At 67.8% G+C, this 25,742-nt stretch carries 19 protein-coding genes; 12 read left to right on the top strand and 7 right to left on the bottom strand.

Translation table 11 applies throughout. The features are described from left to right. The 5 genes from OKA11_RS11525 to OKA11_RS11505 all read left to right on the top strand — a co-directional run bounded on the left by OKA11_RS11525 (position 1) and on the right by OKA11_RS11505 (position 8,086). Positions 1-1,029, top strand: coding sequence for an arabinan endo-1,5-alpha-L-arabinosidase (locus OKA11_RS11525; RefSeq protein ID WP_267220317.1), 1,029 nt, complete (start codon positions 1-3; stop codon positions 1,027-1,029). A gap of 99 nt (positions 1,030-1,128) precedes the next feature. Then, the gene (locus OKA11_RS11520) at positions 1,129-2,550 is read left to right on the top strand and encodes a family 43 glycosylhydrolase (protein ID WP_267220316.1); all 1,422 of its coding nucleotides are present in this window, start codon (positions 1,129-1,131) and stop codon (positions 2,548-2,550) included. 238 nt (positions 2,551-2,788) lie between these two features. Beyond that, a complete protein-coding gene (locus OKA11_RS11515) occupies positions 2,789-5,623 on the top strand; it encodes a TonB-dependent receptor (protein ID WP_267220315.1) in 2,835 nt (944 codons plus the stop codon). A gap of 164 nt (positions 5,624-5,787) precedes the next feature. Then, on the top strand, positions 5,788-7,866 hold the full coding sequence (locus OKA11_RS11510) for an MGH1-like glycoside hydrolase domain-containing protein (RefSeq protein ID WP_267220314.1): 2,079 nt from the start codon (positions 5,788-5,790) through the stop codon (positions 7,864-7,866). A 64-nt stretch (positions 7,867-7,930) separates the two neighbouring features. After that, entirely contained in the window at positions 7,931-8,086 is a 156-nt protein-coding gene (locus tag OKA11_RS11505; RefSeq protein ID WP_267220313.1) for a hypothetical protein, read from the top strand. A 2-nt stretch (positions 8,087-8,088) separates the two neighbouring features. On the opposite strand, the gene OKA11_RS11500 is transcribed toward OKA11_RS11505, so the two are convergent. Further along, positions 8,089-10,152 carry a protein-disulfide reductase DsbD family protein gene (locus OKA11_RS11500; RefSeq protein ID WP_267220312.1) on the bottom strand — a complete coding sequence of 688 codons (2,064 nt, stop codon included), beginning with the start codon at positions 10,150-10,152 and terminating at the stop codon, positions 8,089-8,091. Between the two features lie 97 nt (positions 10,153-10,249). On the opposite strand from OKA11_RS11500, the gene OKA11_RS11495 reads away from it, so the two are divergent. Together OKA11_RS11495 and OKA11_RS11490 are read left to right on the top strand one after the other, a co-directional pair. Next, entirely contained in the window at positions 10,250-11,947 is a 1,698-nt protein-coding gene (locus tag OKA11_RS11495) for an alkaline phosphatase family protein (protein WP_267220311.1), read from the top strand. After that, positions 11,944-13,188, top strand: coding sequence for a UbiH/UbiF/VisC/COQ6 family ubiquinone biosynthesis hydroxylase (locus OKA11_RS11490; protein ID WP_267220310.1), 1,245 nt, complete (start codon positions 11,944-11,946; stop codon positions 13,186-13,188). Before OKA11_RS11495 ends, OKA11_RS11490 begins: the two co-directional genes overlap by 4 nt. Before the next feature lie 64 nt (positions 13,189-13,252). Here the strand turns inward: OKA11_RS11490 and OKA11_RS11485 are convergent, their stop codons facing one another. The 3 genes from OKA11_RS11485 to hemC are packed head-to-tail and all read right to left on the bottom strand — an operon-like array spanning position 13,253 to position 15,865. Further along, positions 13,253-14,188: a hypothetical protein gene (locus OKA11_RS11485; RefSeq protein WP_267220309.1), complete on the bottom strand. Its 936-nt coding sequence runs from the start codon at positions 14,186-14,188 to the stop codon at positions 13,253-13,255. Between the two features lie 19 nt (positions 14,189-14,207). Continuing rightward, complete coding sequence (locus OKA11_RS11480) at positions 14,208-14,885, bottom strand: uroporphyrinogen-III synthase (protein WP_267220308.1); 678 nt, start codon at positions 14,883-14,885, stop codon at positions 14,208-14,210. 26 nt (positions 14,886-14,911) lie between these two features. Beyond that, complete coding sequence (gene hemC, locus OKA11_RS11475) at positions 14,912-15,865, bottom strand: hydroxymethylbilane synthase (RefSeq protein ID WP_267220307.1); 954 nt, start codon at positions 15,863-15,865, stop codon at positions 14,912-14,914. Between the two features lie 61 nt (positions 15,866-15,926). On the opposite strand from hemC, the gene tsaD reads away from it, so the two are divergent. From tsaD to OKA11_RS11450, 5 genes are all read left to right on the top strand, one after another. Further along, positions 15,927-16,961, top strand: a complete 1,035-nt coding sequence (gene tsaD, locus OKA11_RS11470) for a tRNA (adenosine(37)-N6)-threonylcarbamoyltransferase complex transferase subunit TsaD (protein ID WP_267220306.1) — start codon at positions 15,927-15,929, stop codon at positions 16,959-16,961. After that, the gene (locus tag OKA11_RS11465; protein WP_267220305.1) at positions 16,958-17,971 is read left to right on the top strand and encodes an NAD(P)H-dependent glycerol-3-phosphate dehydrogenase; all 1,014 of its coding nucleotides are present in this window, start codon (positions 16,958-16,960) and stop codon (positions 17,969-17,971) included. Before tsaD ends, OKA11_RS11465 begins: the two co-directional genes overlap by 4 nt. Further along, positions 17,968-19,491 carry a lipopolysaccharide biosynthesis protein gene (locus tag OKA11_RS11460; protein WP_267220304.1) on the top strand — a complete coding sequence of 508 codons (1,524 nt, stop codon included), beginning with the start codon at positions 17,968-17,970 and terminating at the stop codon, positions 19,489-19,491. The genes OKA11_RS11465 and OKA11_RS11460 overlap by 4 nt, the downstream gene beginning before the upstream one ends. Before the next feature lie 74 nt (positions 19,492-19,565). Further along, positions 19,566-20,285 carry an OmpA family protein gene (locus OKA11_RS11455; RefSeq protein WP_267220303.1) on the top strand — a complete coding sequence of 240 codons (720 nt, stop codon included), beginning with the start codon at positions 19,566-19,568 and terminating at the stop codon, positions 20,283-20,285. 164 nt (positions 20,286-20,449) lie between these two features. Next, entirely contained in the window at positions 20,450-21,157 is a 708-nt protein-coding gene (locus OKA11_RS11450; RefSeq protein ID WP_267220685.1) for a hypothetical protein, read from the top strand. A 99-nt stretch (positions 21,158-21,256) separates the two neighbouring features. Here the strand turns inward: OKA11_RS11450 and OKA11_RS11445 are convergent, their stop codons facing one another. The 3 genes from OKA11_RS11445 to OKA11_RS11435 form a co-directional block, all read right to left on the bottom strand. Continuing rightward, positions 21,257-22,774 (bottom strand): S10 family peptidase, encoded by a 1,518-nt coding sequence (locus OKA11_RS11445; RefSeq protein ID WP_267220302.1) that lies wholly within the window; start codon positions 22,772-22,774, stop codon positions 21,257-21,259. A gap of 171 nt (positions 22,775-22,945) precedes the next feature. Further along, positions 22,946-24,451 carry an acetyl-CoA hydrolase/transferase family protein gene (locus OKA11_RS11440; protein ID WP_267220301.1) on the bottom strand — a complete coding sequence of 502 codons (1,506 nt, stop codon included), beginning with the start codon at positions 24,449-24,451 and terminating at the stop codon, positions 22,946-22,948. A gap of 160 nt (positions 24,452-24,611) precedes the next feature. Beyond that, positions 24,612-25,730: a helix-turn-helix transcriptional regulator gene (locus OKA11_RS11435; protein WP_267220300.1), complete on the bottom strand. Its 1,119-nt coding sequence runs from the start codon at positions 25,728-25,730 to the stop codon at positions 24,612-24,614. Between the last annotated feature and the right edge of the window lie 12 nt (positions 25,731-25,742).

The following is a 25,742-nucleotide window of genomic DNA, read 5'->3' as shown; positions in this document are numbered from 1 at the left end:
ATGATCCGCAAGTTTTCGTTCCTGCTCGGTCTCGCCGCGCTGGGCCTGACCGGTAGCGTCGGTGCCCAAGAACGGCCGACGCAGGCCGATGGCGCGCCGACGCTGAACGCGCAGATGTCCGGGGACCTCGTGGTCCACGATCCGGTCATCATCCGCGAGGGCGACACCTACTACGTCTTCTCCACGGTGGGCCGCTACGTCGGCATCAAGACTTCCAAGGACCTCAAGACCTGGAAGGATGCAGGCTCCGTCTTTGCCGAGATTCCGGCATGGGCCAGGCAGGCCGTGCCCGGCACCGAAGGCATCTGGGCGCCGGACATTTCTTACGTGAACGGCGAATACCGGCTCTATTACTCGGTTTCGACTTTCGGCTCGAACCGTTCGGCGATCGGCCTTGCGACCAGCAAGACGCTCGATCCCAAGGCCAAGGGCTATGGCTGGAAGGATCAGGGGCTGGTCGTCATGTCCACCCATGACGATGACTTCAACGCCATCGACCCGAACTTCGTGCAGGACGATCAGGGCCGCCAGTGGCTCTCGCTCGGCAGCTTCTGGAGCGGGATCAAGCTGTTCCCGCTCGATCCGAAGACCGGCAAGGTGGCGCCCGGCACCGAACCCTACGCGATCGCCCGCCGCCCCGCTCCGGCAGGTGGCCCGGCCCCGATCGAGGCGCCGTTCATCATCCCGCACGGCGGCTGGTACTACCTGATCGCCAGCTACGACTATTGCTGCAAGGGCGTGAACAGCACCTATTACACGGTCGTCTCGCGCGCGAAGAAGATCACCGGCCCCTACAAGGGCAAGGACGGCAGCGACATGATGCAGGGCGGCGGCACCATCCTGCTGCGCGCCGATCTGGAGGAGAAGCAGCGCTTCCGCGGCCCCGGCCACGCGGGCGCCTTCACCGACAAGGACGGTACGACCTACCTCGTCTACCACGCCTACGACAAGGAAGCCGAAGGCCGCCCGACGCTGCGCATCGCGCCGATCGTCTGGGGCGCCGACGGCTGGCCTGCGGCGCAATACTGAGACCCACCAGCTGACACCCCGGCCCCTGTGCCGGGGTGTCCTTTTCCCCGGAGCGATCCGGGACACCAGAATGAAACCCGATAACGGAAGAGGACCGTCATGAATTTGCCCCTTTCGCGCCGCGCCTTCGCTGCCGGAGCCGCGATGCTGCCGATGGCCTGCACTTCTGCCGGAAAGGGCGCGCTCGGATCGAGCGCGGCGCCCTCGGCTACGCCCGTCCCCGTCAATCCGCTGGTCCGCCAGCGCGCCGACGCGCAGGTCTTCCGTCATCACGACGGCAACTATTACCTGACCGGCTCGGTGCCCGAGTACGACCGCCTCGTGCTGCGCCGTTCCAAGACCGTCGCCGGTCTCGCCACCGCCGAGGAACGCGTGCTGTGGCGCCATGAGAAGACCGGCCCGATGTCCGGCTTCCTCTGGGCGCCCGAACTGCACCTGATCGACAACCGCTGGGTCATGTACTTCGCCGCCGGACCGAGCGGCGGCGGCGAGGACGTGTTCCGCATCCGCACCTTTGCCGTGGTCTGCGACGGTCCCGACCCGATGACCGGCAACTGGAGCGTTCTGGGCGAGTTCAAGGCGCCTTGGGACAGCTTCAACCTCGATTCGACCAGCTTCATCCATCGCGGCGTGCGCTACTTCTCGTGGGCGCAGCGTGAGCCGGGCATCGAGACCAACTCGAACCTCTACATCGCCCCGATGAAGGACGCGCTGACGCTCTCGGCCGCGCCGACGCGGCTTTCGGTGCCGACGCTCGACTGGGAAATCCGCGGCTACAAGGTCAACGAGGCCCCGGCGGTGATCGAGCACGCCGGCAAGCTGTTCATGACCTACTCGGCCAGTGCCACCGATGCGCGTTACTGCCTCGGCCTGCTGTCGATCGATGCCGAGGCGAACCTGATGGACGCCAAGGCCTGGACCAAGTCGCCCGAGCCGGTCTTCGTGACCTGCCGCGAAACCTCGGTCTACGGCCCCGGCCACAACAGCTTCACCGAAGACGAGCAGGGCCGTCCCCTGCTGGTCTACCATGGCCGCGACTACGAGGCGATCCAGGGCGATCCGCTGTTCAACCCGGACCGCCACACCCGCGTCCAGCGCCTCTATTTCGACGACAAGGGCATGCCCGATTTCGGCGTGCCGGTGGGCAATGGCGCGATGCCGGACCGCTTCGTCTCGGTCGCCCGCCCGGGCACCTACATGGCGCACGAGGGCACCCGCATGACCAGCGCCAGGGTGGCGCTGCCGCAGACCCAGTTCCGTGTGGAAGATGCGGGTGAGGGCACGGTGACGCTCTCGCCGATCCTCCTGTCCGATCATTGCCTTACCGCGTCGGACGATGGCGGCGTTGCCGTGGCGCCGCGCTCGGCCGCGCCCGGGCAGAAGTTCCGCCGCGTGGCGGCAGGCGGGGGCGCGGTGCGATTCGTTTCGGCGAGCGATCCGGCCAAGGCCCTGACGGTGGCACCGGACGGTCTGCGGCTGGCGCCGGGCCAGGATGCCGCGAGCGCATGGAAGGTCGACTGACGCGCTGAAAGCGCGTCATAAACTCAGACCAGAAGCAAACGAGAGCCCCGCCCGGCAGCCGCCGCGCGGGGCTTTTCTGTGGTTGCTCCGGGCCATGTGCGTTAAATGTGCCACACTTATTTCATCATTTTTGCAGCGTTTTTGCTTTTCCGCTTGCGTGAGATTAGTCCGACTAATAATTAGTCTGAGTAATCTAAGGGGCATGGTATGGGCCAGCCCCACATGGGAGGGTTGATCCATGGCGCTCAAGCCATTTGCTTTCTGCACGGCATCCGTTCTCGCGCTCGGCCTCGCCAGCGTTGCCCAGGCTCAGGACACCGCACCGCAGGCCGTTGCCGACGATGCCGCTGCACCCAGCACCGAAGACATCATCGTGACCGGCGTGCGCGCGTCGATCGTCGGCGCGCTCAATAGCCGCAAGAACAACATCCAGATCGTCGATTCGATCGTGGCCGAAGACGTGGGCAAGCTGCCCGACAACAACGTCGTCGAGGCGCTCCAGCGCGTGACCGGCATCCAGGTGACCGACCGTGCGGGCGGTGAAACCGGCACGATCACGATCCGCGGCCTGTCCGATCCTGTCACCACCTGGAACGGTCGCAACATCTTCACGGCGGCGGGAACCTCGTTTGCGCTGCAGGACATTTCCTCGAACCTCGTGCGCAAGATCGACGTCTACAAGACGCGTTCGGCCGACCAGCTCGAATTCGGCCTTGCCGGCCAGATCGACGTCGCCACGCGCCGTCCGTTCGACTTCGACGGTTTCACGATCTCGGGCCTCGCCCGCGGCGTCTACAGCGAACTGGCCGACAAGTTTAATCCCAACGTGGCGCTGCTGGTCAGCGATCGCTGGGAAACCGGCATCGGCGAGATGGGCTTCCTGATCAACGGCAGCTACACGCGCGCCAAGTATCGTAACCAGAACGTGCAGGCCGGTGCGCTGGTGCCGTTCGCCACCGAAAATCCGCCTTCGGGCACCTGGCTGACGCCGCTCCAGCGCATCTTCCCGCGCACCGACCCGAGCAACCCCTACTGGACGCCGGGCCTCAATGCCGGTCTGCCGACCACCCCGGGTTCGACGCTGAACATCGACGGCGTGGAGGTGCCTTACTACCTCTCGCGCGACGCGGTCATCAGCTCCGACCTCTATGGCAAGCGTGAGCGTCCCTCGATCAACGCGGCCTTCCAGTGGGCGCCGAACGACCGTTCGACCTACACCGCCGAGTTCTATTACACCGGCTTCCGCGGCACGACCTTCAACTCGATGATGTTCAGCTACGCCGACTGGTGGGGCGATCTCGGCAGCAAGCCGGGCTCGACCTTCGAGCTTTACGACGGCACCAACATCATCAAGTCGCGCACGATGGGCGATGTGGCCGGCTTCAACAGCGCCGACTATTCGACCAACAAGACCGACAGCTACGTCTATGCCCTGAACGCGGCCTGGGACGTGGGTGCGCGCGGCAAGATCACCGCCGACCTCGCCTATCAGGACAGCAAGAACGAAACCTCGTTCTTCGCGATGCGCACCAACCGCGGTCCGCTGGATCTCGACGTCGACTTCAATGCCGGCGGCGGCATCCCGTCCTACAGCTTCGGCACGCCCGAAGTGCTGACCGATGCCAATGCCTGGACGGTCGGCGACCTGTTCGACAACGGCAACAAGAGCAAGGGCAGCGCCTGGACGTTCCAGCTCGACGGTTATTACGAATGGGACGAAGGTTTCCTGCGTCGCATCAAGGCGGGCTTCCGCTACGACAACCGCAGCGCCAGCACCTTCGTGCGGGAACAGAGCGCCGGCGCTCTGGGCGGCACGCTGGCCTCGCTGGGTGACGATTACACCTTCACCAACAGCGGCTTCTTCGACGGCCGCGCCGATGTGCCGACCAGTTGGGTGCTCGCCAACGGCCCGGCGCTCTACAAGAACGCCGATGCCATCCGTTCGCTCTATCAGGCGGTGAACCCGAACCTGCTGCTGTCCGACCAGATGTCGTTCGGCCGCGTGTTCGACATCAACGAAGTGACGCTGGCTGGCTACGTGATGGCTGACGGCCAGATCGACATCTTCGGTCGCCCGCTGATGATCGAGGGCGGCGCGCGCCTCGTCACGATCGATACCGACTACAACTATTTCGATCGTTACAACGGCTTTGCCCGGACCGGCGTGTCGACCGGCGAGGCCAAGCTGCTGCCCAGCTTCACGGCGCGTTACGAGATCACGCCGAACCTGCGCATCCGCTTCAACTACGGTGAGACGCTGCGCCGTCCGGCCTTCGGCGACCTCAACCCGAACGTCTCGCTCACCGGCGACCTTTCGGGCCTCGGCTTCGGTACCGGCAGCGCGGGCAACGCCAACCTGAAGGCGACCACCTCGAAGAACTACGACCTTGCGATCGAATGGTACTTCGAGCGCAACAGCGCGATCTTCGTCACCGGCTTCCGCCGCGAGATCAAGGGCCTGGTCGTTCCGCTCACCACGCTGGAATACATCCCCAACAACACGATCGAGGGCAGCACCGCGACCGACTACTTCCAGGTCACCCGCCCGACCAACGCATCGGACGGCGTGCTCAAGGGCGTGGAAATCGGCCTGACCTACTTCCCGACCTACCTGCCCAGCATCCTCGACGGTCTGGGCTTCCAGGGCAGCGCGACGATCCTCGACTCGGAACAGACGATCCCCGAAGTCGACGCGCAGGGGAACACCACCTATACCAAGTCGGCGTTCTTCGCGGTGTCGAAGTTCTCCTACAACGCCACGCTGGCCTACCAGCGCGGCCCGGTCGGTGCGCGTCTGTCCTATGTCTGGCGCAAGGGCTTCCTCAACAACAACGAGGCGCGGGCCTTCGCCAACCCGATCGGCATGTGGCGCAAGCCCGAGAAGAGCCTGGACTTCCAGCTCACCTACAACATCACCGACGACATCGGCCTGACCTTCGATGCGGTGAACCTCACCAAGGCCAAGCAGCAGAACTACTACAAGTACGACACGGCCGGCGGCCCGGTGACGATGAACTCGAGCACGCTGCTGATCGACCGCACCTTCGCGGCGGGCGTTCGCTTCAAGTTCTGATGACCTGATACCGGCAGGCCGCAGCGGATCGCCATTCGCGTTGCAGCCTGCCACCGGCGGCCGGTTCCCGGGGTTTCCTCTCCCAACACACCCCGGGAACCGGCCGCTCTTGTTTTTGCACGATAAATGCTGCCAGTCGCTCGCCAGACCATGAAGGGGTAACGATGCGCGGAAATCTACGGACGATCCTTGCCACCGCGGCGTTTCTTGCCACGGCGGCCAGCCCGCCCGCTCTTTTCGCACGTTCTGCCGGTTCCCCTGCCTCCGCCGTTTCGCCGGGCGCGGCGCCAAGCCTCGACATCGCCGCGATCGCCAAGGCCCGCTTCGGCAACGATGCGGCGTGGTATGAGCAGCGCATTCCCTTCTTCGAAAGCGCCGAACCGAAGATCGATGCGGTCTATTACTACCGCTGGGGCCTGTTCCGCGCCCACCAGCGCGACCTCGGCGCGCAAGGCTACATCACCACCGAATTCGCCGACGACGTGGGCTGGCAGCGCGAGCCTTTCGCCAGCCTCAACGACGCCAGCGGCTTCCACATCGCCGAAGGGCGCTGGCTCAACGACCGCCGCTTCACCGACGACTACATCAATTTCATGTACGAAGGCGGCAACGACCGCCACTTCACCGACTACATGGCGGACTCGGTCTGGGGCCGTTATCTCGTCGATGGCGACAGGCAGGCGCTGCTGGCCCACCTCGGGACCATGCGCCATGTCTACCGGCTGTGGGACGAGAAGTTCGACTTCTCCAAGGGCCTCTACTTCGTCGAACCGCTGCTGGACGCGACCGAGTACACCGTCTCCTCGATCGACGCGTCGGGCGGCAAGGACGGGTTCCGGGGCGACGACAGCTTCCGTCCCTCGATCAACAGCTACATGTTCGCCAATGCCCGCGCGCTAGCGAAGATGGCGGAATTGGCCGGTGATGCCGCGATGGCGCAGGAGTATGCCGGGCGGGCCGAGGCCCTGCGCGCGCATGTCCTGCAGGACTTGTGGAATCCGAGGCTCGGCCATTTCACCGACCGCTATCAGGTCAGCAACGAGTTCGTGAAGTACTGGGAGCCGATCCGCAATCGCGAACTGGTCGGCTACCTGCCCTGGATGTTCGACCTCGTGCCGGATGAGGGACGGTACGCCTCGGCCTGGTCGCACCTGCTCGCCCCCGATGCGCTGGCCGGCAAGGCGGGCATGCGCACGGCCGAGAAGGGCTACGAATATTACATGCGCCAGTACCGCTATCTTGGCGACGCGCGCGAGTGTCAGTGGAACGGCCCGATCTGGCCCTACCAGACGACGCAGGTGCTGGCGGCGATGGGCAACCTGCTCGATCACTATGATGACCACGGACCGGTCACCCGCAGCGACTACATGCGCCTGCTGCGCCAGTACACGCAACTGCACTATCAGGGCGACAGGCTCGATCTGGAAGAGGACTACGATCCGGAGACCGGCAAGCCGATCGTCGGGCTGGATCGCAGCCATCACTACTTCCACTCGGGCTACAACGACCTGATCCTGACCGGTCTCGTCGGCATCCGCCCGCGTCCGGACGACGTGCTGGAGGTCAATCCACTGCTGCCTGGCACTGGCGACGCGCAGGCGCTGGCCTGGTTCCACATCGAACGCGTGCCCTATCACGGCCACGCGGTTTCGGTGACCTGGGACGCCGACGGCAAGCGCTATGGCCGCAAGGGGCTGACGGTTTCCGTCGACGGCGCGGAAGTTGCCCGCCGCGACGACCTTGGCCGCGTGGAAGTGCCGCTCGCCCGCAAGGCCAACGCGTCGATCGTGCGCGAGACGAACCTTGCGGTGCAACTGGTGCGCGGCAATTTCCCCAAGGCTGCGGCTTCCTCCGGCACCGGGGCGGAGAACCTGCACGATGCCATCGATGGGCGCGCCTGGTTCTATCCCGAGCTTCCCAATGGCTGGGATTCCGCCGCCGGCAAGACGGACCAGTGGTACGCGGTGGACTTCGGCAAGCCGGTCACGCTCGGCAGCACCGAATTGGCCTTCTTTGCGGACGGCGCGAAGTTTGCCGCGCCGCGCAAGCTGGTGGTCGAGGTCTGGGCGGGCGGCCGCTGGCAGCAGGTCGCCGCACCGACGGCGCCGCCGCTGGCCAATGGCGTGACGCGGCTCGCGTGGACAAGCGTCAAGGCCGAACGCCTGCGCGTGACGATGACGCCGGCCGGCGGCAAGGCAATCCGCCTGGCCGAGATCAAGGCCTTCGCGGGTGGAAAAATTTAACCTTACTTACGCGTAAACCCCAGGCTTGAAGGCGGAATTAACCGCGATTGCGCGCATATGCGGCATGTCGCATGGTTATCCTCTTGCATCGCTTGTCGCCGGGGCATCGGCCTATGTGGACTTGTCCATGCTGATGCCGGGCTGGCTGGCAGGGATCGCCTCGGTCCATCTGGTCTGCGCGGTTCTGTTCATGGGGCTGCTGAAGCAGGAAATGCAGTAGGCTCAGCCCCCGGCCTGGCGGGCGAGGAGATCGCTGGTCAGCACTTGCGGCAGGTGCACCGCCTTGCCGTCCCTTCCGTACCAGACGTAAAGCGGTACGCCCGCAGCGCCCTGGGCGGTGAGAAAGCGGGTAATCGCGGGGTCGCGGCGGGTCCAGTCACCACGCAGGACGACGACACCCGCCTTGTCGAAGGCGGCCTTGGTTTCGGCGCGTTCGATGGCGACTTCCTCGTTCACCTTGCAGGACAGGCACCAGTCGGCGGTCATCCACACGAAGACCGGCTTCCCGGCGGCACGCGCCTCGGTCAGCGCCTGTTCGCTGAAGGGCTTGGCGCCGAGGATGGAATCGACGGTCGCGGCAGGCGGCATCGGCGTGGGCAGGACAATAAGCGCAACGACCGCCAGGGCCATCGCCGTCGCTGCCGCGGGCCGCGCAGAGCCCCCCTCGCGCTGGGTGCGCCCCATCACGAAGAGCGCCGCCATGACCAGCGCGAGGCCGAGCAGGGCCTCGCCCGCGAACCACGGCCCGCCGACCTTCCACGTCAGCCAGGCGAGCGCCAGCGCGGTGAGGCCCATCGGCACCGCCAGCCAGCGGCGGAACGTCACCATCCAGGCGCCGGGGCGCGGCATGCGGCGGCGCAGCGGGGGAATGAAGGCGATGGCGAGGAACGGCAGCGCGATGCCCACACCCAGCGCCGCGAACAGCGCCATTGCGGGCAGCACCGGCAGCAGCAGCGCCGCGCCCATGGCGCTCGCCATGAACGGGCCGGTGCAAGGCGTCGCCACAAACGCCGCCAGCAGGCCGGTAACGAAGGCGCCGCGCGTGAAGCTGGAGGGTGATCCGCCCGAGACGAAGCCCGGCACCGTCAGTTCGAACAGGCCCAGCAGGTTGGCGGTGATCGCGGCGGCCAGCAGCAGCAGGGCGACCACGACCAGAGGCTCCTGCAACTGGAAGGCCCAGCCCACTTCCTGACCGCCCGCGCGCAGCGCCAGCAGCACCCCGCCGAGCCCGAGGCAGGCGGTGACGACGCCCGCCGTATAGGCCAGCCCCTCGATCCGGGCATGGGCCTCGCTTTCGCCCGCGCGGGCCAGGCTCAGCGCCTTGAGGCTGAGGATCGGGAAAACGCAGGGCATCACGTTGAGCAGCAGCCCGCCCGCCAGCGCGGCCAGCAGCAGCAGCGGCAGCGGGGCGAGGGCTGGCGTTGAAGCGGTATCGCCGGCCAGCGGTGTGCCGCCGGTCGGCACGGCGCCGGGCCGCGCGGAAAAGGCGATGCCGTTGCCTTCGCCGTCGAGCCGCAGCACGCCGGTCAGCGCAGCGGCATCGCGTGCGTCGATCTTTGCACGGGGGATGGTGACGATCAGCCTGTCACCGTTCCAGGCGAAGGCCTGGCTGGCGGCATAGTCGACCAGCTTGTCCTCGCCCAGGAAGACATGCGGCGAGGCCAGCGGCGTGGTGGCGGGCAGGGGGATGGCGAGGTGCAGCGCCTTGCCGTCGAGCGAGAACGTGGCGGCGGCATCGAGCGGGGCGGGCAGGCGCCGGGTCCATTCGGCAAAGCGCGCATCGGGCGCAGGAGCTGCGGCGACGAGGGGCAGTTCCACGGCCAGTTCGGCGCGTTCGGGCACGCAGATCTGTTCGGTGCAGGCCAGCCACTGCGCGGCGACACGCAGCGGCAGGCGGCTTCCCGGTGCGGCATCGGCGGGCACGGTGATCGGCACCAGCACCGCATAGTCATGTTCGAACACGTGGTTCATCAGGCCCGAGACCACCAGCGTCTGCGGCACCGGATAGCGCGGCGTTCCCGCCTTCGCGCCCTTCGGTAGTGTCCAGTCCAGCTCCATGCCGAGCCCGGCGTCGCCGGGGTTCGACCAGTAGCCGTGCCAGCCCTTTTCGGGCGTCATGTGGATGGCTACCATGTCCTCGCTGCCCGGCGCGGCGGGGGCGGCGACCAACTCGGCGGCGATATGTGGCGGGGCCCCCGTCTGCGCGCGAACGGCGATGGGCATCAGGACAAGCGCCAGCAATTGACACAGGAGTGTCACGGAGAGGCGATAGCGGCGCTTTTTCATGAATCTCCCACGAGTTGCCGAGGGTTGCGTTGAGCCGGTGATCCGGTCCAACCAGCATCTGCGCCCAACGCCTCCAGATTTCAAGGAAGACCCCTCGATGCGCTTTCTCTCCGCCTCGCTTGCCTCGCTGGCCATGGCTCTTGCCGCCGCCGCGCCCGCCATGGCGAAGGATGCGCCAGGCGCTGCCATCGCTCCCAGCCTTGCCATGCCGGATGTGACCGAGCAGGTGCCGCAGGATGCGCCCAAGCTGATCGTGGCGATCTCGGTCGACCAGTTCTCCGCCGACCTCTTCGCGCAGTACCGCCAGCACTTCACCAAGGGCTTCACCCGCCTCCTGCAAGGCGGGGTCTATGCGCAGGGCTTCCAGTCGCACGCCGCAACCGAGACGTGTCCCGGCCACTCGACCCTGCTGACCGGCGTCCATCCCGCGCGCACCGGCATCACCGCGAATTCCTGGTACGTCCCCGGCATCGGCCGCGCGGACAAGGAAGTCTACTGCGTCGAGGACGAGAGCGATCCCAGGTCCACGCCGGACGTTCCGGTGGTCAGCCCCAAGCACCTGCTCGCCCCCACGCTGGGTGATCTGATGAAGAAGGCCAATCCCAGGACCATCAATGCCGCCGTCTCCGCCAAGGACCGCGCGGCGGTGATGATGAGCGGGCATGATACCGATGCCGTCTACTGGATTGGCGAAAAGGGCTTCACCACGTTCGAGGGGCGCCGCATTTCCAAGGCTGCAGAAGCGGAAAACGCCGAACTGACCCGCCGCATCGCTGCCGGTGACGGCCCGCTGGCGGTTCCGGGCTGGTGCGGCAGGGTCGACCGGGCGACGCCGATCGGCAATTTCACCATCGGCACCTGGCGCTTCCCTGCGACCGCAGGCGACTACAAGAGCTACGTCAACGGCCCGCGCGTCGACACCGCGACGGCCGAGATGGCGGTGCGCATGGTGGACGAGCTGGGCATGGGCAAGGACGCGGTGCCCGACGTGCTCTCGGTCAGTTTCTCGGCGACTGACAAGGTCGGCCATGCCTTCGGCACCGAGGGCGTGGAAATGTGCGTGCAGATGAACGTGCTGGACGAGGCGCTGGGCTATCTGTTCGACCAGCTCGACGCGCGCGGCATCGATTACGAAGTCGTGCTCAGTGCCGACCATGGCGGCTTCGATGCGCCCGAGCGCCAGCAGCTGCGCGGCAACCCCGATGCCGTGCGCATCGATTCCGCGCTCGGTGCCAAGGCGCTGGCCGCCGCCGTCTCGCAGGATACCGGCGTCACCGTGCCGAACGGCCCGCTGCTCTACGGCGCGGGCGAGGCGGGCAGCATCTGGCTTTCCGCCGAACTGACGGGCGAGCAGAAGGCGAAGGTGATCCCGGCGCTGGTCGCCCGGCTCAAGGCCAATCCGCAGATCGCGGCGGTCTATACCCAGGACCAGATCATGCAGTGGCCCGAACCCAAGGGTCATCCGCAGGACTGGACGATGGAGCAGAAGGTCCGCGCCTCGTTCGTGCCGGGTCGCTCGGGCGAAGTGCAGATGCTGACCGTGCGCGGCGTGGTGCCCGGCAAGGCGGCGCCGTTCAAGGTCGCCTCGCACGGCAGCCCGTGGGACTACGATCGCCGGGTGCCGATGCTGTTCTGGCGCAAGGGCATGACCGGCTTCGAACAGCCGAACCCGGTGGAGACCGTGGACATCGCCCCGACCCTTGCCGCGACGGTCGGTTTGTCCGCACCTGCGGGTACTTGGGACGGAAGGTGTCTCGACATCGACGCGACGGAGGCCGATAGCTGCCGTCGATGAACGACTCGGCAGCAAGGCTCGATACCGCGGCGGATCGCCGCGACCTGATTATCCTCGGCGGCGGTCTCGTCGGCATGACGCTGGCGCTGGCAGCCGCCCGCGCGGGGATCACCAGCCACGTGATCGACCGCGCCGATCCGGCGGACCTCACCGCCGAGGGCGCGGACGGCCGCGCCTCGGCGATCTCGACCGCGAGCTGGAACCTGTTCGGGAAGATCGGCCTCGCGCCTGCGCTCAGCGGTCTTGGCTGCCCGATCGATTCCATTGCCGTCACCGACGGGATGAAGCCTGGCCGGATCGACTTCACCCCCAAGCCCGAGGAGGGCACGCTGGGGCGCATGTTCGCCAACCGCGACTTGCGCCTCGCGCTGTTCGATGCGGCAAAGGACGAGCCGAACATCGCCTGGCACGTCAAGACCGAGGCGGTGCGCCGCGACCGGGGCGCGCACGGCGTGGAAGTGGAACTGAGCGACGGGCGCGTGCTCAAGGCCAGCCTGCTGGTCGCCGCCGAAGGCCGCCAGTCGCCTACCCGTGACGAGGCCGGTTTTGCGCTCGCCAAGTGGGACTACAAGCACCGCGCGATGGTCGCCGGGCTGTTCCACGAGAAGCCCCACGGCAATACCGCCTGGGAAATCTTCTATCCGGCCGGGCCCTTTGCGCTGCTGCCACTGCTTGACGATGCTGAAGGCCGGCACCGCAGCGCGCTGGTCTGGACGGTGTCGGAAAAGGATGCCGCCGGTGTCGTCGCCATGAGCGATGCGATGTTCGTGAACGAGGTGGAGCGCCGCATGCACGGGGTGCTCGGCACGATCTCGCTCTCGGCCCCGCGCATGAGCTATCCGCTGCGCTTCCACCATGCCGGCCATGTCATCGACGAGCGTCTCGCGGTGATAGGCGATGCCGCGCACGGGATGCACCCGATTGCCGGGCAGGGCCTCAACCTCGGCCTGCGCGACGTCGGCGCCCTCGTCGAAGTGCTGCGCGAGGGCATGCGTCTGGGCCTTGAGCCGGGCGACATGGAACTGCTCAAGCGGTACGAGAAGTGGCGCAGCCTCGATTCCTTCATGGTCATGTCGGTCACCGATGGCCTGACCCGGCTGTTCGGGGTGCCCGGCCGCCTGCCCAGCGCCGTGCGGCGGCTCGGCATGGGGGCGGTACAGCGCCTGCCCACGCTCAAGCGCTTCTTCATGGACGAGGCGCGGGGCATGTCGGGTACGCTACCGGAACTGCTCCAGGGCTGACATGAAAAAAGGGCGCCCGCGGGCGCCCTTTGTGTAGGCTCGCGGCCCGCTTGCCTCTGGCCGATCAGCCTTCGGTCGCCTCCGGGCTGGGTTCTTCGCTGGGCTGCGTACCGGGAGCGGCGAGCGGGCTGGGCTGGGTGACCGTGTTGCCCGCCGAATCCTGCAGGCGGTGCGATTCCAGCATCGCGGTGGTCTCCAGCAAGTCGAGCGCGTCCTGCACGTCCTGGTAGCGGCGCGCGTCGGCGATCCAGATTTCGGCAGCCTGGGCATTGGGCAGGCGCTGGACTTCGTTGATCGCGCTGGGGATGCGGCGCGCCGTCAGCATCACGCGGGCGCGGTCGATCCGCGCGGTGGGCGTCAGCAGGGTCGAGGAATCGCGGTGGACGGTGAAGAGGCCGGACAATTCGCTGCGGGCGCGGTCCCACAGGCTCTGGTTGCTCTGGGTTTCGCTGAGTTCCGGCGACAGCGCCTCGAGCCGGGCGGTCAGTTCGTCAAGCGTGACCGGGTTCTTGGCAAAGGCGATCACGGTATCGACGGCGCGCGGCTGGGCATTGGTGAAGCGCAGGCGCAGCTGGTCGGCGACGTAGCTGAGCGGTTCGCCCCGGTCGATCATGCGGCGGGCGGCAAAGGCGATCAGCAGGCCTTCGGCCCGCGCGGCATTGCCGGAGGCGGCATTGGTTTCGAAATCGACGCGCGAGAGCCGGTCCTCGATCAGCGCCAGGCGGCCTTCGACCACGCCGATCGCGGCCAGATCCTGCGGCGAGGAGGGCGCCGGAACCCTGGGCGCCGGGGCGGTCGCGGGCGCCGCGACCGCCTGTGTGGGCGGCTGGTCGTCCTGCGACTGACGGCCCGGGATCAGCCGGTCGAAATAGCCTTCCTGCACGGCCCAGAGCGACAGGGCGCCGCCCAGCACGAAGGCCAGCAGCGCGACGAAAAACGCTCCGGCGCGCGAACGCGGGCGGTGCGGCATCGGGGTAGGCTGGGAAGTCTGGTCCTGCATCACGCTCGTTTCTGTAAGATCACGATCCCGGCGTAAACCCTTGGCACAACTCTTTGGCCAAGGCCAGCAATGCGGCATCGGTGGCTGTGGGTGCTGCAGCGATCCCGGCCCAGCCGGTTCCGGCCGCTGCGGCAATGCGCGGACCGAGCGCGGTGACGTGGATCTGGCTGCGGACTATTCCGGCGCTGTCGCATAAGCGGGCGAAATGGCGCGCTGCCTCGGCCGAATGGAGCAGCACGAGGCACGGGGTGCGGAGCCGCGCCGCCAGGGCGCCGGGCAGGGGCAGGGCCTGGCTGGCATAGACCTCGCGGGTCAGCACCGTGACATGAGCCGGTATTTCAAGGGAAATACGCTCGCGACCGGCCAGCCGCAAAAGGCGGCGATGTGCCGGATCGATGTGCCCCAGCAGTCCTTGCAGCCCCCCCGTGCCGGTCCGCACCACGTCAAGGCCGGCCGCGCGGGCTGCGGCCGCCGTGGTTTCGCCCACGGCATAGGCGGGCAGGCCGCGATAGTGCGCGAGGTCCGCCCCGCCATGGCGCAGGGCATTGGCGCTGCCGAGCAGCAAGGCGTCGACTTCTGCCCGCGCCGGAGCCTCCCAGCGGAGCGGATGCACGGCAAAGAGCGGGAACGCGTCCGCCTCCAGCCCCAGTGCCCGTGCCGCGATGCAGGTGGCCTCGGCGCCGGGCGCGGGCCGCACGACGACCAGCGGGAGCAGGGCCCTGGTCAGCTATCGGCTCCCGCGCCGCTGAAATGCACGGCGATGGCAGGCACCGCGCGGGCCAGCAGCCGGGCCGCGAGCGCGGCGGGGCCGGTGCCATCGGTGGCCGGGAAACGGGCTTCGTCCTCGACTTTTTCGGCCCCGTCGGGGCTGTAGAGGGCCGCGCGCATGATCAGATCCTGGCCGTCATGGCGGGTCAGCACCGCGATCGGGCTGTGGCAATTGCCGCCGAGCCCGGCCAGCAGCGCGCGTTCCGCCGCGACGGCGATGTGGCTGGGCGCGTCGTCGACGGCGGCGAGGAAGGCCTTGGTGCGAGCGTCATCGGCGCGGCATTCGATCATGATCGCGGCCTGGGCGGGGGCGGGCAGCCAGTCGTTCTCGTCGAGCGCGTGGCCGGTGCCGGTCTCGCCCAGGCGCCTGAGCCCGGCGGCGGCGAGGAACGTGGCGTCGGCCTCGCCCGCCGCCAGCTTGGCCAGACGGGTGGCGACATTGCCGCGAAACGTCACCACGGTGCAGTCCGGGCGGGCGTGGAGAAGCTGCGCGGCGCGGCGCGGGGCGCTGGTGCCGACGATGGCGCCTTGCGGCAGCGCGCGGATCGATTCGGCGCCGACCAGCACGTCGCGCACGTCCTCGCGCGGCAGGATCGCGCCGATGGTGAAGGCTTCGGGGCGGATCGTCTCGACATCCTTGGCCGAATGGACCGCAAAATCGATCTCGCCGCCGGCCAGCCAGGCGTCGAGTTCCTTGGTCCAGAGCGCCTTTCCACCGATTTCGGCAAGCGCCCGGTCCTGGATGCGATCGCCGCTGGCGGTCACCGCCACGATCTCTATATGCGCTGCATCGATTCCATGCGCGGCGGCAAGCCGGTCGCGTGCTTCCTCGGCCTGTGCGATCGCCAGCGGCGAACGGCGAGTGCCAAGGCGGAAATGGGTCTCATGTGTTTTGGTTGGCGTCGTCATCGGCGGGTTGTGCTCCCCGCCAATGTCGTCCAGTGGAAGGGCCGTTCAGGGTAAACCGAAAATGACCACGATTTTGGGCATCGAAAGCTCGTGCGACGAGACGGCGGCCGCGCTGGTAACCGGCGACCGCACGATCCTTGCGCAGCGCATAGCCTCGCAGGACGAGGCGCACCGGCCCTATGGTGGTGTCGTGCCCGAGATCGCCGCGCGCGCCCATGCCGAACGCCTTGCCCCGCTGATCGAGGCGACGCTGGCCGATGCGGGGATGACGCTGGATCAGGTGGACGCGATTGCCGCCACCGCCGGGCCGGGGCTGATCGGCGGGGTGATGGTCGGCCTGGTCACCGCCAAGGCGCTGGCGATGGCGACCGGCAAGCCGCTGATCGCGATCAATCATCTTGAAGGCCACGCCCTGTCGCCGCGGCTTGCCGATGGCGCGCTGGAATATCCCTACCTGCTGCTGCTGGTCTCGGGCGGACACTGCCAGATCCTGCTGGTGGAAGGCGTGGGCAAGTTCCGCCGTCTCGCCACCACCATCGACGATGCGCTGGGCGAGGCTTTCGACAAGTCCGCCAAGTTGCTGGGCCTCGGCTATCCGGGCGGCCCGGCGATGGAGCGGCTGGCGCTGGCGGGCGATGCGAAAAAGGTGCCGCTGCCGCGTCCGCTCAAAGGCTCGGACGAGCCGCACTTCTCGTTTGCCGGGCTCAAGAGCGCAGTGATGCGTGCCAAGCAGTCGGGCCAGTACAGCGATGCCGATATCGCCGCTTCCTTCCAGCAGGCCGCGATCGACTGCCTGATCGACCGTGCGCGCCGGGCACTGGCGGCGGCGGGGCCGGTGAATGCGCTGGTCGTGGCCGGCGGCGTTGCGGCCAACAAGGCGATCCGCGGCGCGCTGGAGGCGCTGGCGGCCGAACACGCGCTCGATTTCGTGGCGCCGCCGCTGGCGCTGTGCACCGACAATGCGGCGATGATCGCCTGGGCCGGGGTGGAGCGTTTTGCGCTTGGCCAGTCGGACCCGCTCGACGTGGCCGCGCGGCCGCGCTGGCCGCTCGATCCCGAAGCCGATGCCGTGCGCGGCGCCGGGGTCAAGGCGTGAGCGCGGCGCTGGGCGTCATCGGCGCCGGGGCCTGGGGCACCGCGCTGGCGCAGGCGGCTGCCGGTGACGGCAGCGAAGTGCTGCTCTGGGCACGCGAGCCGGATCTTGCCGCGCGCATCAACGCGGAGCGCTGCAACGCGGTCTATCTGCCCGGCGCTGCCTTGGCGGGGGGTGTTCGCGCCACGTCGGATCTCGCTGAACTGGCGGCCTTGCCGGCGCTGCTGGCGGTTGTTCCCGCCCAGTTCCTCGGCGGCGTGCTGGCGCGGCTTCCGGAGTTGGGGTTTGCTGGGACGCCGCGCGACCTGGTGCTCTGCGCCAAGGGCATTGAGGCCGGGTCGGGACGCCTGATGGCGCAAGTCGCGGCCGAGGCCGTGCCGGGCGCCGAGATCGCGGTGCTCTCCGGGCCGACGTTCGCGCATGAAGTCGCGGCGGGGCTCCCCACCGCGGTCACGCTCGCCTGTTCGGGCGGGCGGGCGCAGTGGGCGCGGCTTTCGCCCTTGATCGCAAGGCCCGCACTGCGGCCCTATTACTCCGACGACGTCACAGGGGCGGAAGTCGGCGGGGCGATCAAGAACGTGCTGGCGATTGCCTGCGGCGTGGTGGAAGGGCTTCGGCTCGGCCAGAACGCGCGCGCCGCGCTCATCGCGCGCGGTTATGCGGAAATGCTGCGGTTCGGCCTGGCGCGCGGCGCGCGGGCGGAAACGCTGTCGGGCCTGTGCGGCCTTGGAGATCTTGTGCTGACCTGTTCGTCCACTTCCAGCCGCAACTTCTCGCTCGGCCTCGCGCTGGGCGAGGGGCAGAGCGCCGCCGAGGCGCTGGCGGGCAAGGCCACGGTGGCCGAAGGCGCGGCTACCGCGCCGGTGCTGCGCGATCTGGCCCGGCGCGATGGCATCGAGATGCCGATCGTCGAGGCGGTGTGCCGCCTGCTGGAAGGCAAGGCGCCCGCCGCCGAAGTGGTCAGCGGCATTCTGGCCCGTCCCCTGCGCGCAGAGCAGGAGCCCAGTCTTTGACCGACGGCATTATCGCCCACGACGAAGGCGTGCGGCAGGAAAAGGAACGCGACGATATCGCCGCGCTCGCCAAGGGCGGGCGGACGAACCTCTTCGGGTTCTTCCTGAGACTTGCCGCGCGCATCCCGTTCCTGTTCATCGCCGGCCGCGCCGCGGTCTACGGCCCCGCCGCGCTGGGCCGGTTCGCCTCGGCGCTGGTGGTGATCGAACTGACCTCGATGATCTGCACGATGGGCGAAAAGCGCGGCCTCGCGCTGCGCCTGTCGAACAGCGAGGGCAAGGTGCATCCGGCCAATGTGGTGGCGGACGGCTCGATCCTGGCGCTGCTGGCAAGCTGCGCGGCGGCGCTGTTCTTCTATCTCGTACCGGCGCCGATGTTCCCGGGCGGGCACTATACCGAGATGGACCGGCTGATGGTGATCGCCATCCCGCCATTGACGATGACCGAGATCTGGCTGGCAGCGCTCGCCTATCGGCTGCGGGTCAGCCCGACGGTGTGGTCGCGCGCCATCGTCGAGCCCTGGGCGATCTCGATCCTGGCGGGAGCGATGATCTGGATCGCGCCGCACAGCGGCCTGTCGATCGCTTACATCGGCTCGATCTTTGCGGCGGCGTTGACCGCGTTCATTCCTTTCGTGCGCGAATATGGCATGCCGCAAGGCTGGCGGCCGCGCCCGCGCGAGATGCGCAAGCTGGCGATCCGCTCGGCACCGATCGCGCTCGCCGACACGATCGAGTGGGGCACCCGCCGCGTCGACATCTTCCTGCTGGGCTTCCTGGCGCCGGCCTCGGCGGTCGGCGTCTATTACGCAGCGCAGCAGGTGGCGAGCCTGCCGCAGAAGCTCAAGACCAGCTTCGAGCCGGTGCTCGGCCCGGTCATCACCCGCAACCTTAAGGAAAAGGACTATGCCGCGATTGCCCGGCAGGTCTGCCAGGTGGGGTTCTGGATCACCGCGGCGCAGGCGGGCATCGCGCTGGCCCTGGGGCTTCCGGGCGAGGGCGTGATGGGCCTCGTCGGCCGCGAGTTCGTGGGCGGCACCGGGGCGCTGGCGTTCCTGCTGGCCGCCGAAGTGGTGGCGGCCACCGCCGTCGTCAGTGAGGCGGCGCTGATCTACGTGGCCAAGATGCGCAACCTCGTGGTGTCGCTGGTGACCATCGGGGTGCAGGCGGCACTGACGTTCGGCGGCATCCTGCTGATGCAGCACTGGGGCTACAATTCGCTCTACCAGGCCGCGACGGCAGCGGCGGCGCTGATGGTCTCGCTGGGTTTCGCCTCGCTGGTGAAGTCGCACATGCTGGCCAGGTTCCTCGGGCAATCGATCAACAACTGGCGCTGGGCGCTGGTCTGGGCGGCGGTTCCGGCCGTGGTCATCGGTTACCTCGCGACACGCTTCCTGCCGGAGTGGGCGGAACTGGCCTTCGGCATTCCCGCGATCCTGGGGGCCTATCTGCTGGTGATCTGGAAAAAGGCGTTTGGCCCGGAAGACCGCAAGCTGTTCCAGAAAACCAAGTCGGCCTGAGCATTCCCGCGCAGGTTCGGCAATTTTCCGCGCCGCTGTTTCCAGAGGCCTGAAAATTCGTCTAGGCTGAAGGCATGAATCCTCGCCGTGCTTCCATCGTCGCCGCCGGCGCCGCGCTCTGCCTTGCCCTCTCTTTCGTTTCCACCCGGTTCGAGGGCCCCGCATTCATCGACGGTCTCGCCGGACAGGCGCTGGCGGTGCGCGATGCGGCGGGCGGGCAGGCGGTCAGTCTCGATTTCCGGGATCGCTACGGCTGGCTGACCCGCCACCCGGTCCTGCGCGGCGGCCAGAAACTGAACGATGCCACGCGCAGCAGGGTGGCCGCCGCGGTGGCCGAAGTGCCGGGCATCGGCGGCGTCAGCTGGGGCGGGCAGGAGAGCCCGTCCGCCAAGCTGCGCTGCCAGGACGATGTCGAGGCGATCCTCGCCACCCGCTCGATCCGCTTCACCGAGGCTAGCGCGCAGATCGATCCGCAGAGCGCGCGGTTGCTCAATGAAGTGGCGCAGGCGCTGCGGCCTTGCGTGGGCAGCATCATCGCGGTGACCGGCCATACCGATGCCGGCGGCATCACCGAGGCTAATGTCGCGCTATCGCGCGCGCGCGCCGAGGCGGTGCGCTGGGCGCTGATCGGGCGCGGCATCCCGGCCGACGGGCTGCGGGCGACCGGAGTCGGCCCCAAGTCGCCGATCCCGGGGCTCGATCCCTACGATCCTGCCAATCGCCGCATCGAATTCTCGGTGATCGCCTCGGCCCCGGTCAAGCCCACGCCGATCGACACGCCCGGGCCCAGCTGAATGCGTAATTCACAGCAGTGCGCGGGCCTGCTCGGAAATGCTATGAAAGGAGCCGCCCATGCCGCTATGGCTTGAAATGGCCGTCTCGGTGCTGCTGACCTACCTAGCGGGGTTCGGCATCGGCTGGCTTGTATGGAACCGGAAGGGATAGTTTCGTGCTGCAAATGATCCAGGCCAACTGGCTGGTCTTCATCGCCGCGCTGTTGATCGGCATCGTCGTCGCCTACTGGCTGTTCGCCCGGGCGTCGAAACCGGCGCCGCGCGTCCATCGTCCCGACGTGCTGGACGAAGGGGCCGCCCCCGCGCAGCGCAACCAGGCCCTGATCGACGAGGCGCCGCCCGCCGCGCAGTTCGCGGCGCCCGCCCCGGCAGCCCCGACGCCTTCACATGTGCACATCGATCCGCCGGCCATGGCCGGAACGATGGCCGGGATCGGCGAGGTGATCGCCGTCGCCGCGCAGGAGGAAGTCGACAACGCGTTGCCGCCGCAGACCATCGCGGCCGAGACCGAAGCCGAGCGGGCCGCCGATGTGGCTGCCCAAATGGCCGCAGAGACGGCTCCCGAACCGGTGTCGGCGCCTGAACCGGCAGCCGCTCCTGCTCCGGCCGCCGCTGCTCCCGCAGAAACCGCAGCGGGCGACGACTTGCGCAAGATCAAGGGCCTCGGCCCCAAGATGCTGACGCTGCTCAATTCGCTCGGCGTCACCCGCTTTGCCCAGATCGCGGCCTGGAGCGATGCCGATCTTGACGATCTCGACGGCAAGCTGGGCGCCTTTGCCGGCCGCCCGCGCCGCGACAACTGGGTTGAGCAGGCAAGGCTGCTCGCCAGCGGTGACACCGGCGATTACGAGGCGAAGTTCGGTAAGCTCTGAGCGGCTTGCCCGGACACCAAAAAGGGGCCGTGCCTTCGCTGGCACGGCCCCTTTTTTCATGTCTGGAAGGCGCGGCCCGAAGACCGCCCCCCGAGCAGGTTACGCCCCGGCGCGATAGCTTGCCATGATGTCGCGGCGCAGCGCCGCGCCGCTGTCGGTGCGCGAGTAGAACATGTGACCGCCCGGGTACATGTGCAGGTTCACGCGGTCCGCGCGGCCGAACTCGGGCATCTGCGAGATAATCAGGCGCGAACCGAAATAGGGGCACGAAAGGTCGTCCCAGCCGTGGACGATGTCGACGGTCATCTTCGGATCGATCGAGATTGCCTGGCGCAGGTCCTTCACCGGGTTGTCGGTGTTGTCGCGGTCCCAGGCCTCGTTCACCTCGAACGACAGCGCGTTGTAGCGGGCATCGACCTTCCAGCCGACCTGACGGGTCACGAAATCGACCATCGCCGAGGTGGTGGGCGCGATCAGCGTGGTCAACAGCGGGTCGCCGTACTGCGGGCGGGCGCTGGCCGGGAACGGGTCGAACGCGGTGAAGTTCGAATCGTAGACCGAGCCGACCAGGCCCTGGTCGCGGCGGATCTCGCGCAAGTACGTGCCGATGTCGACACGTCCGTTCATGCGGCGCACCAGCGCCGGATCGAGCCCGGTGATCTCGGCGACCTTGGCCGAAAGGCGGTCGGTCGCGGCCTTGTCCTTGGGACCGGCGAGGAAGTCGGCGACGTATTCGGTCTTCAGGTACTGCTCGATTGGCGCCATGGCCTCGGCGCTGAGCTTGCCCTCACGCTCGAGATGACCGGCGGCCATTGCGGGCAGGTTGAGCATCCAGGGCAGCGGCGAGAGGCCGTCGTCGTCGCCGATCGCCGGCGGGTCGAGATAGGGCGAGACCAGCGTCATGCCGTTGATGCCCACGCCCATCTGGGTCTGGAGGTAATAGGCGAGGCGCGGCACGCGGTAGCCGCCGTAGCTTTCGCCGGCGAGGTACTTGCGGCTGGTCAGGCGGCCATTGGTGTTCAGCCAGTCATAGACGATGCGGCTGAGGTACTTGATGTCGTTCTCGGAGGTGAAGAACGCCTTCTTGGTCGCCTCGGCATCGACGCGGCTGCGCGAGAAGCCGGTGCCGATCGGGTCGATGAAGACGAGGTCGGTGAAGTCCAGCCACGAGTTGGCATTGTCGTGCAGCACGGCCGGATCGGAAGGCGCGTCGCCCTGCGCGCCGAACTGCACGCGCTTGGGGCCGATGGCGCCGAGGTTGAGATAGACCGAGGCCGCGCCGGGGCCGCCGTTGAAGGCGAACGTGACGGGGCGGTTGGCGGGGGCGCCGGGCACCGTGTAGGCGGTGTAGACCACCTCACCGATGGTCTTGCCCTTCTCGTCCTTGACCGGCAGCGCGCCGACCGTGGCGACGTAGCTCACGGTCTTGCCGCCGATCACTGCCGACTGCTTGACCGACTTCGCCGCGGGGAAGGGGGCGAGCTGGCTGTCGTCCTTCTTCTCTTCCTTGGCCTCGGGGGCCTGGCCGTGGTCGGACTTGTCGGCCGCATAAGTGGCGGCAGGGCCTGCGGCGAGGGCGAGCGAAAGCGCCAGGCAGGCGAGGGAAACGGTGCGCATCGGGAAGGTCGACCCCTTGTTGAGTGCGCCCGCGACGGGGGCGCCTATGGGGGCGATACCTAGAACGGGTAAATAGTATACGGCAAGAGTGTGGCGACCTAAAATGCGACAAGGGCGCTGGAGGAAATCCAGCGCCCTTGAAAATCATTCGGTGAGGTTTCTAAAGGTCGATCAGGGCAGCATCGAGCCCGTCTCGATGAAGCGCTGGTGCCACGAGAGCGCCTCGCCCGGCAGCGAGGGCGACTGCAGGCCGTAGGAGCCCTTGAGCGCGCGGGCGTAGTAGTCTTCCAGCAGCGGGCGGTAGTCGGGGTGCGCGCAGTTGGCGATGATGACCTGAGCCCGTTCCTTGGGGCTGAGGCCGCGCAGATCGGCCAGGCCCTGCTCGGTGACGATCACCTGCACGTCCTGGTTGATGTGATCGACGTGGCTGGCCTGCGGCACGATGGCGGAGATCTTGCCGCCCTTGGCGGTCGAAGGCGTCATGAAGATCGAGATATAGGCATTGCGCGCGAAGTCGCCCGAGCCGCCGATGCCGTTCTGGATGCGCGAGCCCATGACGTGGGTGGAGTTCACGGCGCCGTAGATGTCCGCCTCGATCAGCCCGTTCATGGCGATGCAGCCCAGGCGGCGGATCAGTTCGGGGTGGTTGGAGATTTCCTGCGGGCGCAGGATCATCTTGTCGCGGTAGCGGGCCATGTCCGCATTCACGCGCGCGGCCGCCTCGGGGCTCAGCGAGAAGGCAGTGGCGGAGGCCATGCGCAGCTTGCCCGAGTCCAGCAGGTCCAGCATGCCGTCCTGGATGACCTCGGTGTAGGAGGTCAGGCTGTCGAAAGGCGCGTCGACCAGGCCGGTCAGCACGGCATTGGCGATGTTGCCCACGCCCGACTGGATCGGCAGCAGCGCCTTGGGCAGGCGGCCCAGCTTCACTTCGTGGTTCAGGAATTCGAGGATGTGGCCGGCGATCGCCTTGGCCTTCTCGTCCGGCGGGCTGAACGGGGCGTTGCGGTCGGGCCGGTCGGTCTCGACGACGGCGACGACCTTGGCGGGATCGACCTTGAGATAGGGCGAGCCGATGCGGTCATCGGGCTTCACCAGCGGGATCGGCACGCGCGCGGGCGGCAGGGCGGTGCCGTAGTAGATGTCGTGCATGCCCTCGAGCGCTTCGTTCTGCCACGCATTCACTTCGAGGATGACCTTCTCGGCGCGGTCGAGCCAGGTCTTGTTGTTGCCCACCGAGGAGGAGGGGATCAGGCTGCCGTCGGCGCGGATGCCGGCCACTTCGATCACGGCGGTGTCGAGATCGCCGAGGAAGCCCTGCCAGGCCATCGGCGCGACTTGCGACAAGTGCATGTCGAAGTAGTTCATCTCGCCCTTGTTGATGCGTTCGCGGGCGATGGGATCGGAGTTGTAGGGCAGGCGGAATTCGATGCCGTCGGCCTTGGCCAGCGCCCCGTCAAGCTCCGGCCCGGTCGAGGCGCCGGTCCACATGCGCACCTTGAAGCCGCGTCCGGCGGCGTGTTCGGCCTCGATCTGGGCGGCAAGGGCCAGGGGAACCGCCTTGGGATAACCCGAGCCGGTGAAGCCGCTCATGCCGACCGTGGAGCCGCTGGTGATGAGCCGGGCGGCGTCCTCTGCGGACATGACTTTGGAGCGAAACTCGGCACTCTCGATGCGCATGGCAACCTCTTCGTTTCTGACTGACGTTGCTTGCGCCAGTCGGCTTCAAGGGGCGACGAATCCAGTGCAAAGTCCACCCGGACGATTGCGCAAGATGCATGACAGTAATCGCCCCTCCCGTCACGGTGCAAACTACAGCGGGGCAAGTTGCCGAGGCGGATCAACGGGAAGCGATTTCGATCACCTCGCGCGCCATGGAGACCAGCACTGCCTCGCGGTTGACGCCGCATTTCTGGAAGATCGTGCGCAGCTGGCTGATGACGGTCTGCACGCTGACCCCGCGCAAGCTGGCGACGGCCTGCCGCGAATGGCCCTGTACCAGAAGCGAGACAACTTCGCCTTCCGCCAGCGTGAGCCCGAGCGCGGTGGCGAGGTGGGCGGACTGCTGCGCGGTTGGCCGCAGCGGCGTGCGCAAGGTGACGATGGCGCGCGGGGCGGTGCCGAAGCTCCAGTCCTGCCGGGGCAGGCTGCGCACGTCGAGCAGCAGCGGGGCATCGGCGGTGCGCAGCCAGAGGTCGGCGGCGCCGTCCTCCCGTCCCGCGAGCGCGCGGCCGATGCGGGCCTGGAGATCGCGGTCCACATCCGGCCGGGTCGCATGCAGGGTGGTGGCCCGGATCTGCAGGGAATCGGGTCCAAGCAGCGCCTGCGCCGCCGCGGTGACGCCGCAGACCTTGCCGATGCCATCGAGCAGGATCGCCGCGCTGCGGATCGCGTCCAGCGAACCGCGCAGCAACTCGATGCCCTGATGCTCGATGGCGTCCTGCATGCGGATGGCGGCGAGAACTGCGGGCGCCGCCTCGGCCAGCACGGCGCGCTGGGCCTCGTTGCTGCGGCCCACGCCGTGGCCGCGCAGGATGGCGAGGCCGAAAAACACTCCGGGACGCTGGCTGAGCACGACCTGCGCGCCGAACTCGGCATCGTTGCGGCGGACATAGTCGAGATAGGCCTCGTCGGTATGGGCCTTGCGGACAGCGTCGTAGTGATCTTCCCAGGTCACTTCGAAGGGCGTGCGTGTTGCCGCGACGCGGTAGTTCACCTGAGGGTTGAAACCGTCGATCGCGAGAAATTCGTCGAAGTAGTCGGGAATGCCCTCGGCATCGGTGACCCAGTTGAACGCGGCGTGCCGGTCACCCAGCGCGAGCAGCTGCGAGCGGGTCGATCCGGTGGCATCGGCCAGCGCTTTCAGGGCGGCGTCCCAGCCCCCTTCCTCGAAAGGTGCGCGCGCAAAGAGATCGGCGATCCCCTCGGCGCGACAGCGGTGATCCCTGAATGAGCCCACCGGCGCATCATG

The sequence above is a fragment of the Novosphingobium clariflavum genome (assembly GCF_026420865.1).
Classification (GTDB): Bacteria; Pseudomonadota; Alphaproteobacteria; order Sphingomonadales; family Sphingomonadaceae; genus Novosphingobium; species Novosphingobium clariflavum.
This window is presented reverse-complemented; position numbering and strand designations above follow the sequence as displayed.

Excerpts from the sequence above, each read along its gene's own strand:
- OKA11_RS11505 (WP_267220313.1), top strand. The coding sequence starts at position 7,931 with ATGTCGCATGGTTATCCTCTTGCATCGCTTGTCGCCGGGGCATCGGCC.
- OKA11_RS11490 (WP_267220310.1), top strand. The coding sequence starts at position 11,944 with ATGAACGACTCGGCAGCAAGGCTCGATACCGCGGCGGATCGCCGCGAC.
- OKA11_RS11485 (WP_267220309.1), bottom strand. The coding sequence starts at position 14,188 with ATGCAGGACCAGACTTCCCAGCCTACCCCGATGCCGCACCGCCCGCGT.
- OKA11_RS11520 (WP_267220316.1), top strand. The coding sequence starts at position 1,129 with ATGAATTTGCCCCTTTCGCGCCGCGCCTTCGCTGCCGGAGCCGCGATG.
- OKA11_RS11450 (WP_267220685.1), top strand. The coding sequence starts at position 20,450 with ATGATCCAGGCCAACTGGCTGGTCTTCATCGCCGCGCTGTTGATCGGC.
- hemC (WP_267220307.1), bottom strand. The coding sequence starts at position 15,865 with ATGACGACGCCAACCAAAACACATGAGACCCATTTCCGCCTTGGCACT.
- OKA11_RS11445 (WP_267220302.1), bottom strand. The coding sequence starts at position 22,774 with ATGCGCACCGTTTCCCTCGCCTGCCTGGCGCTTTCGCTCGCCCTCGCC.
- OKA11_RS11525 (WP_267220317.1), top strand. The coding sequence starts at position 1 with ATGATCCGCAAGTTTTCGTTCCTGCTCGGTCTCGCCGCGCTGGGCCTG.
- OKA11_RS11455 (WP_267220303.1), top strand. The coding sequence starts at position 19,566 with ATGAATCCTCGCCGTGCTTCCATCGTCGCCGCCGGCGCCGCGCTCTGC.
- OKA11_RS11500 (WP_267220312.1), bottom strand. The coding sequence starts at position 10,152 with ATGAAAAAGCGCCGCTATCGCCTCTCCGTGACACTCCTGTGTCAATTG.
- OKA11_RS11440 (WP_267220301.1), bottom strand. The coding sequence starts at position 24,451 with ATGCGCATCGAGAGTGCCGAGTTTCGCTCCAAAGTCATGTCCGCAGAG.
- OKA11_RS11515 (WP_267220315.1), top strand. The coding sequence starts at position 2,789 with ATGGCGCTCAAGCCATTTGCTTTCTGCACGGCATCCGTTCTCGCGCTC.
- tsaD (WP_267220306.1), top strand. The coding sequence starts at position 15,927 with ATGACCACGATTTTGGGCATCGAAAGCTCGTGCGACGAGACGGCGGCC.
- OKA11_RS11510 (WP_267220314.1), top strand. The coding sequence starts at position 5,788 with ATGCGCGGAAATCTACGGACGATCCTTGCCACCGCGGCGTTTCTTGCC.
- OKA11_RS11495 (WP_267220311.1), top strand. The coding sequence starts at position 10,250 with ATGCGCTTTCTCTCCGCCTCGCTTGCCTCGCTGGCCATGGCTCTTGCC.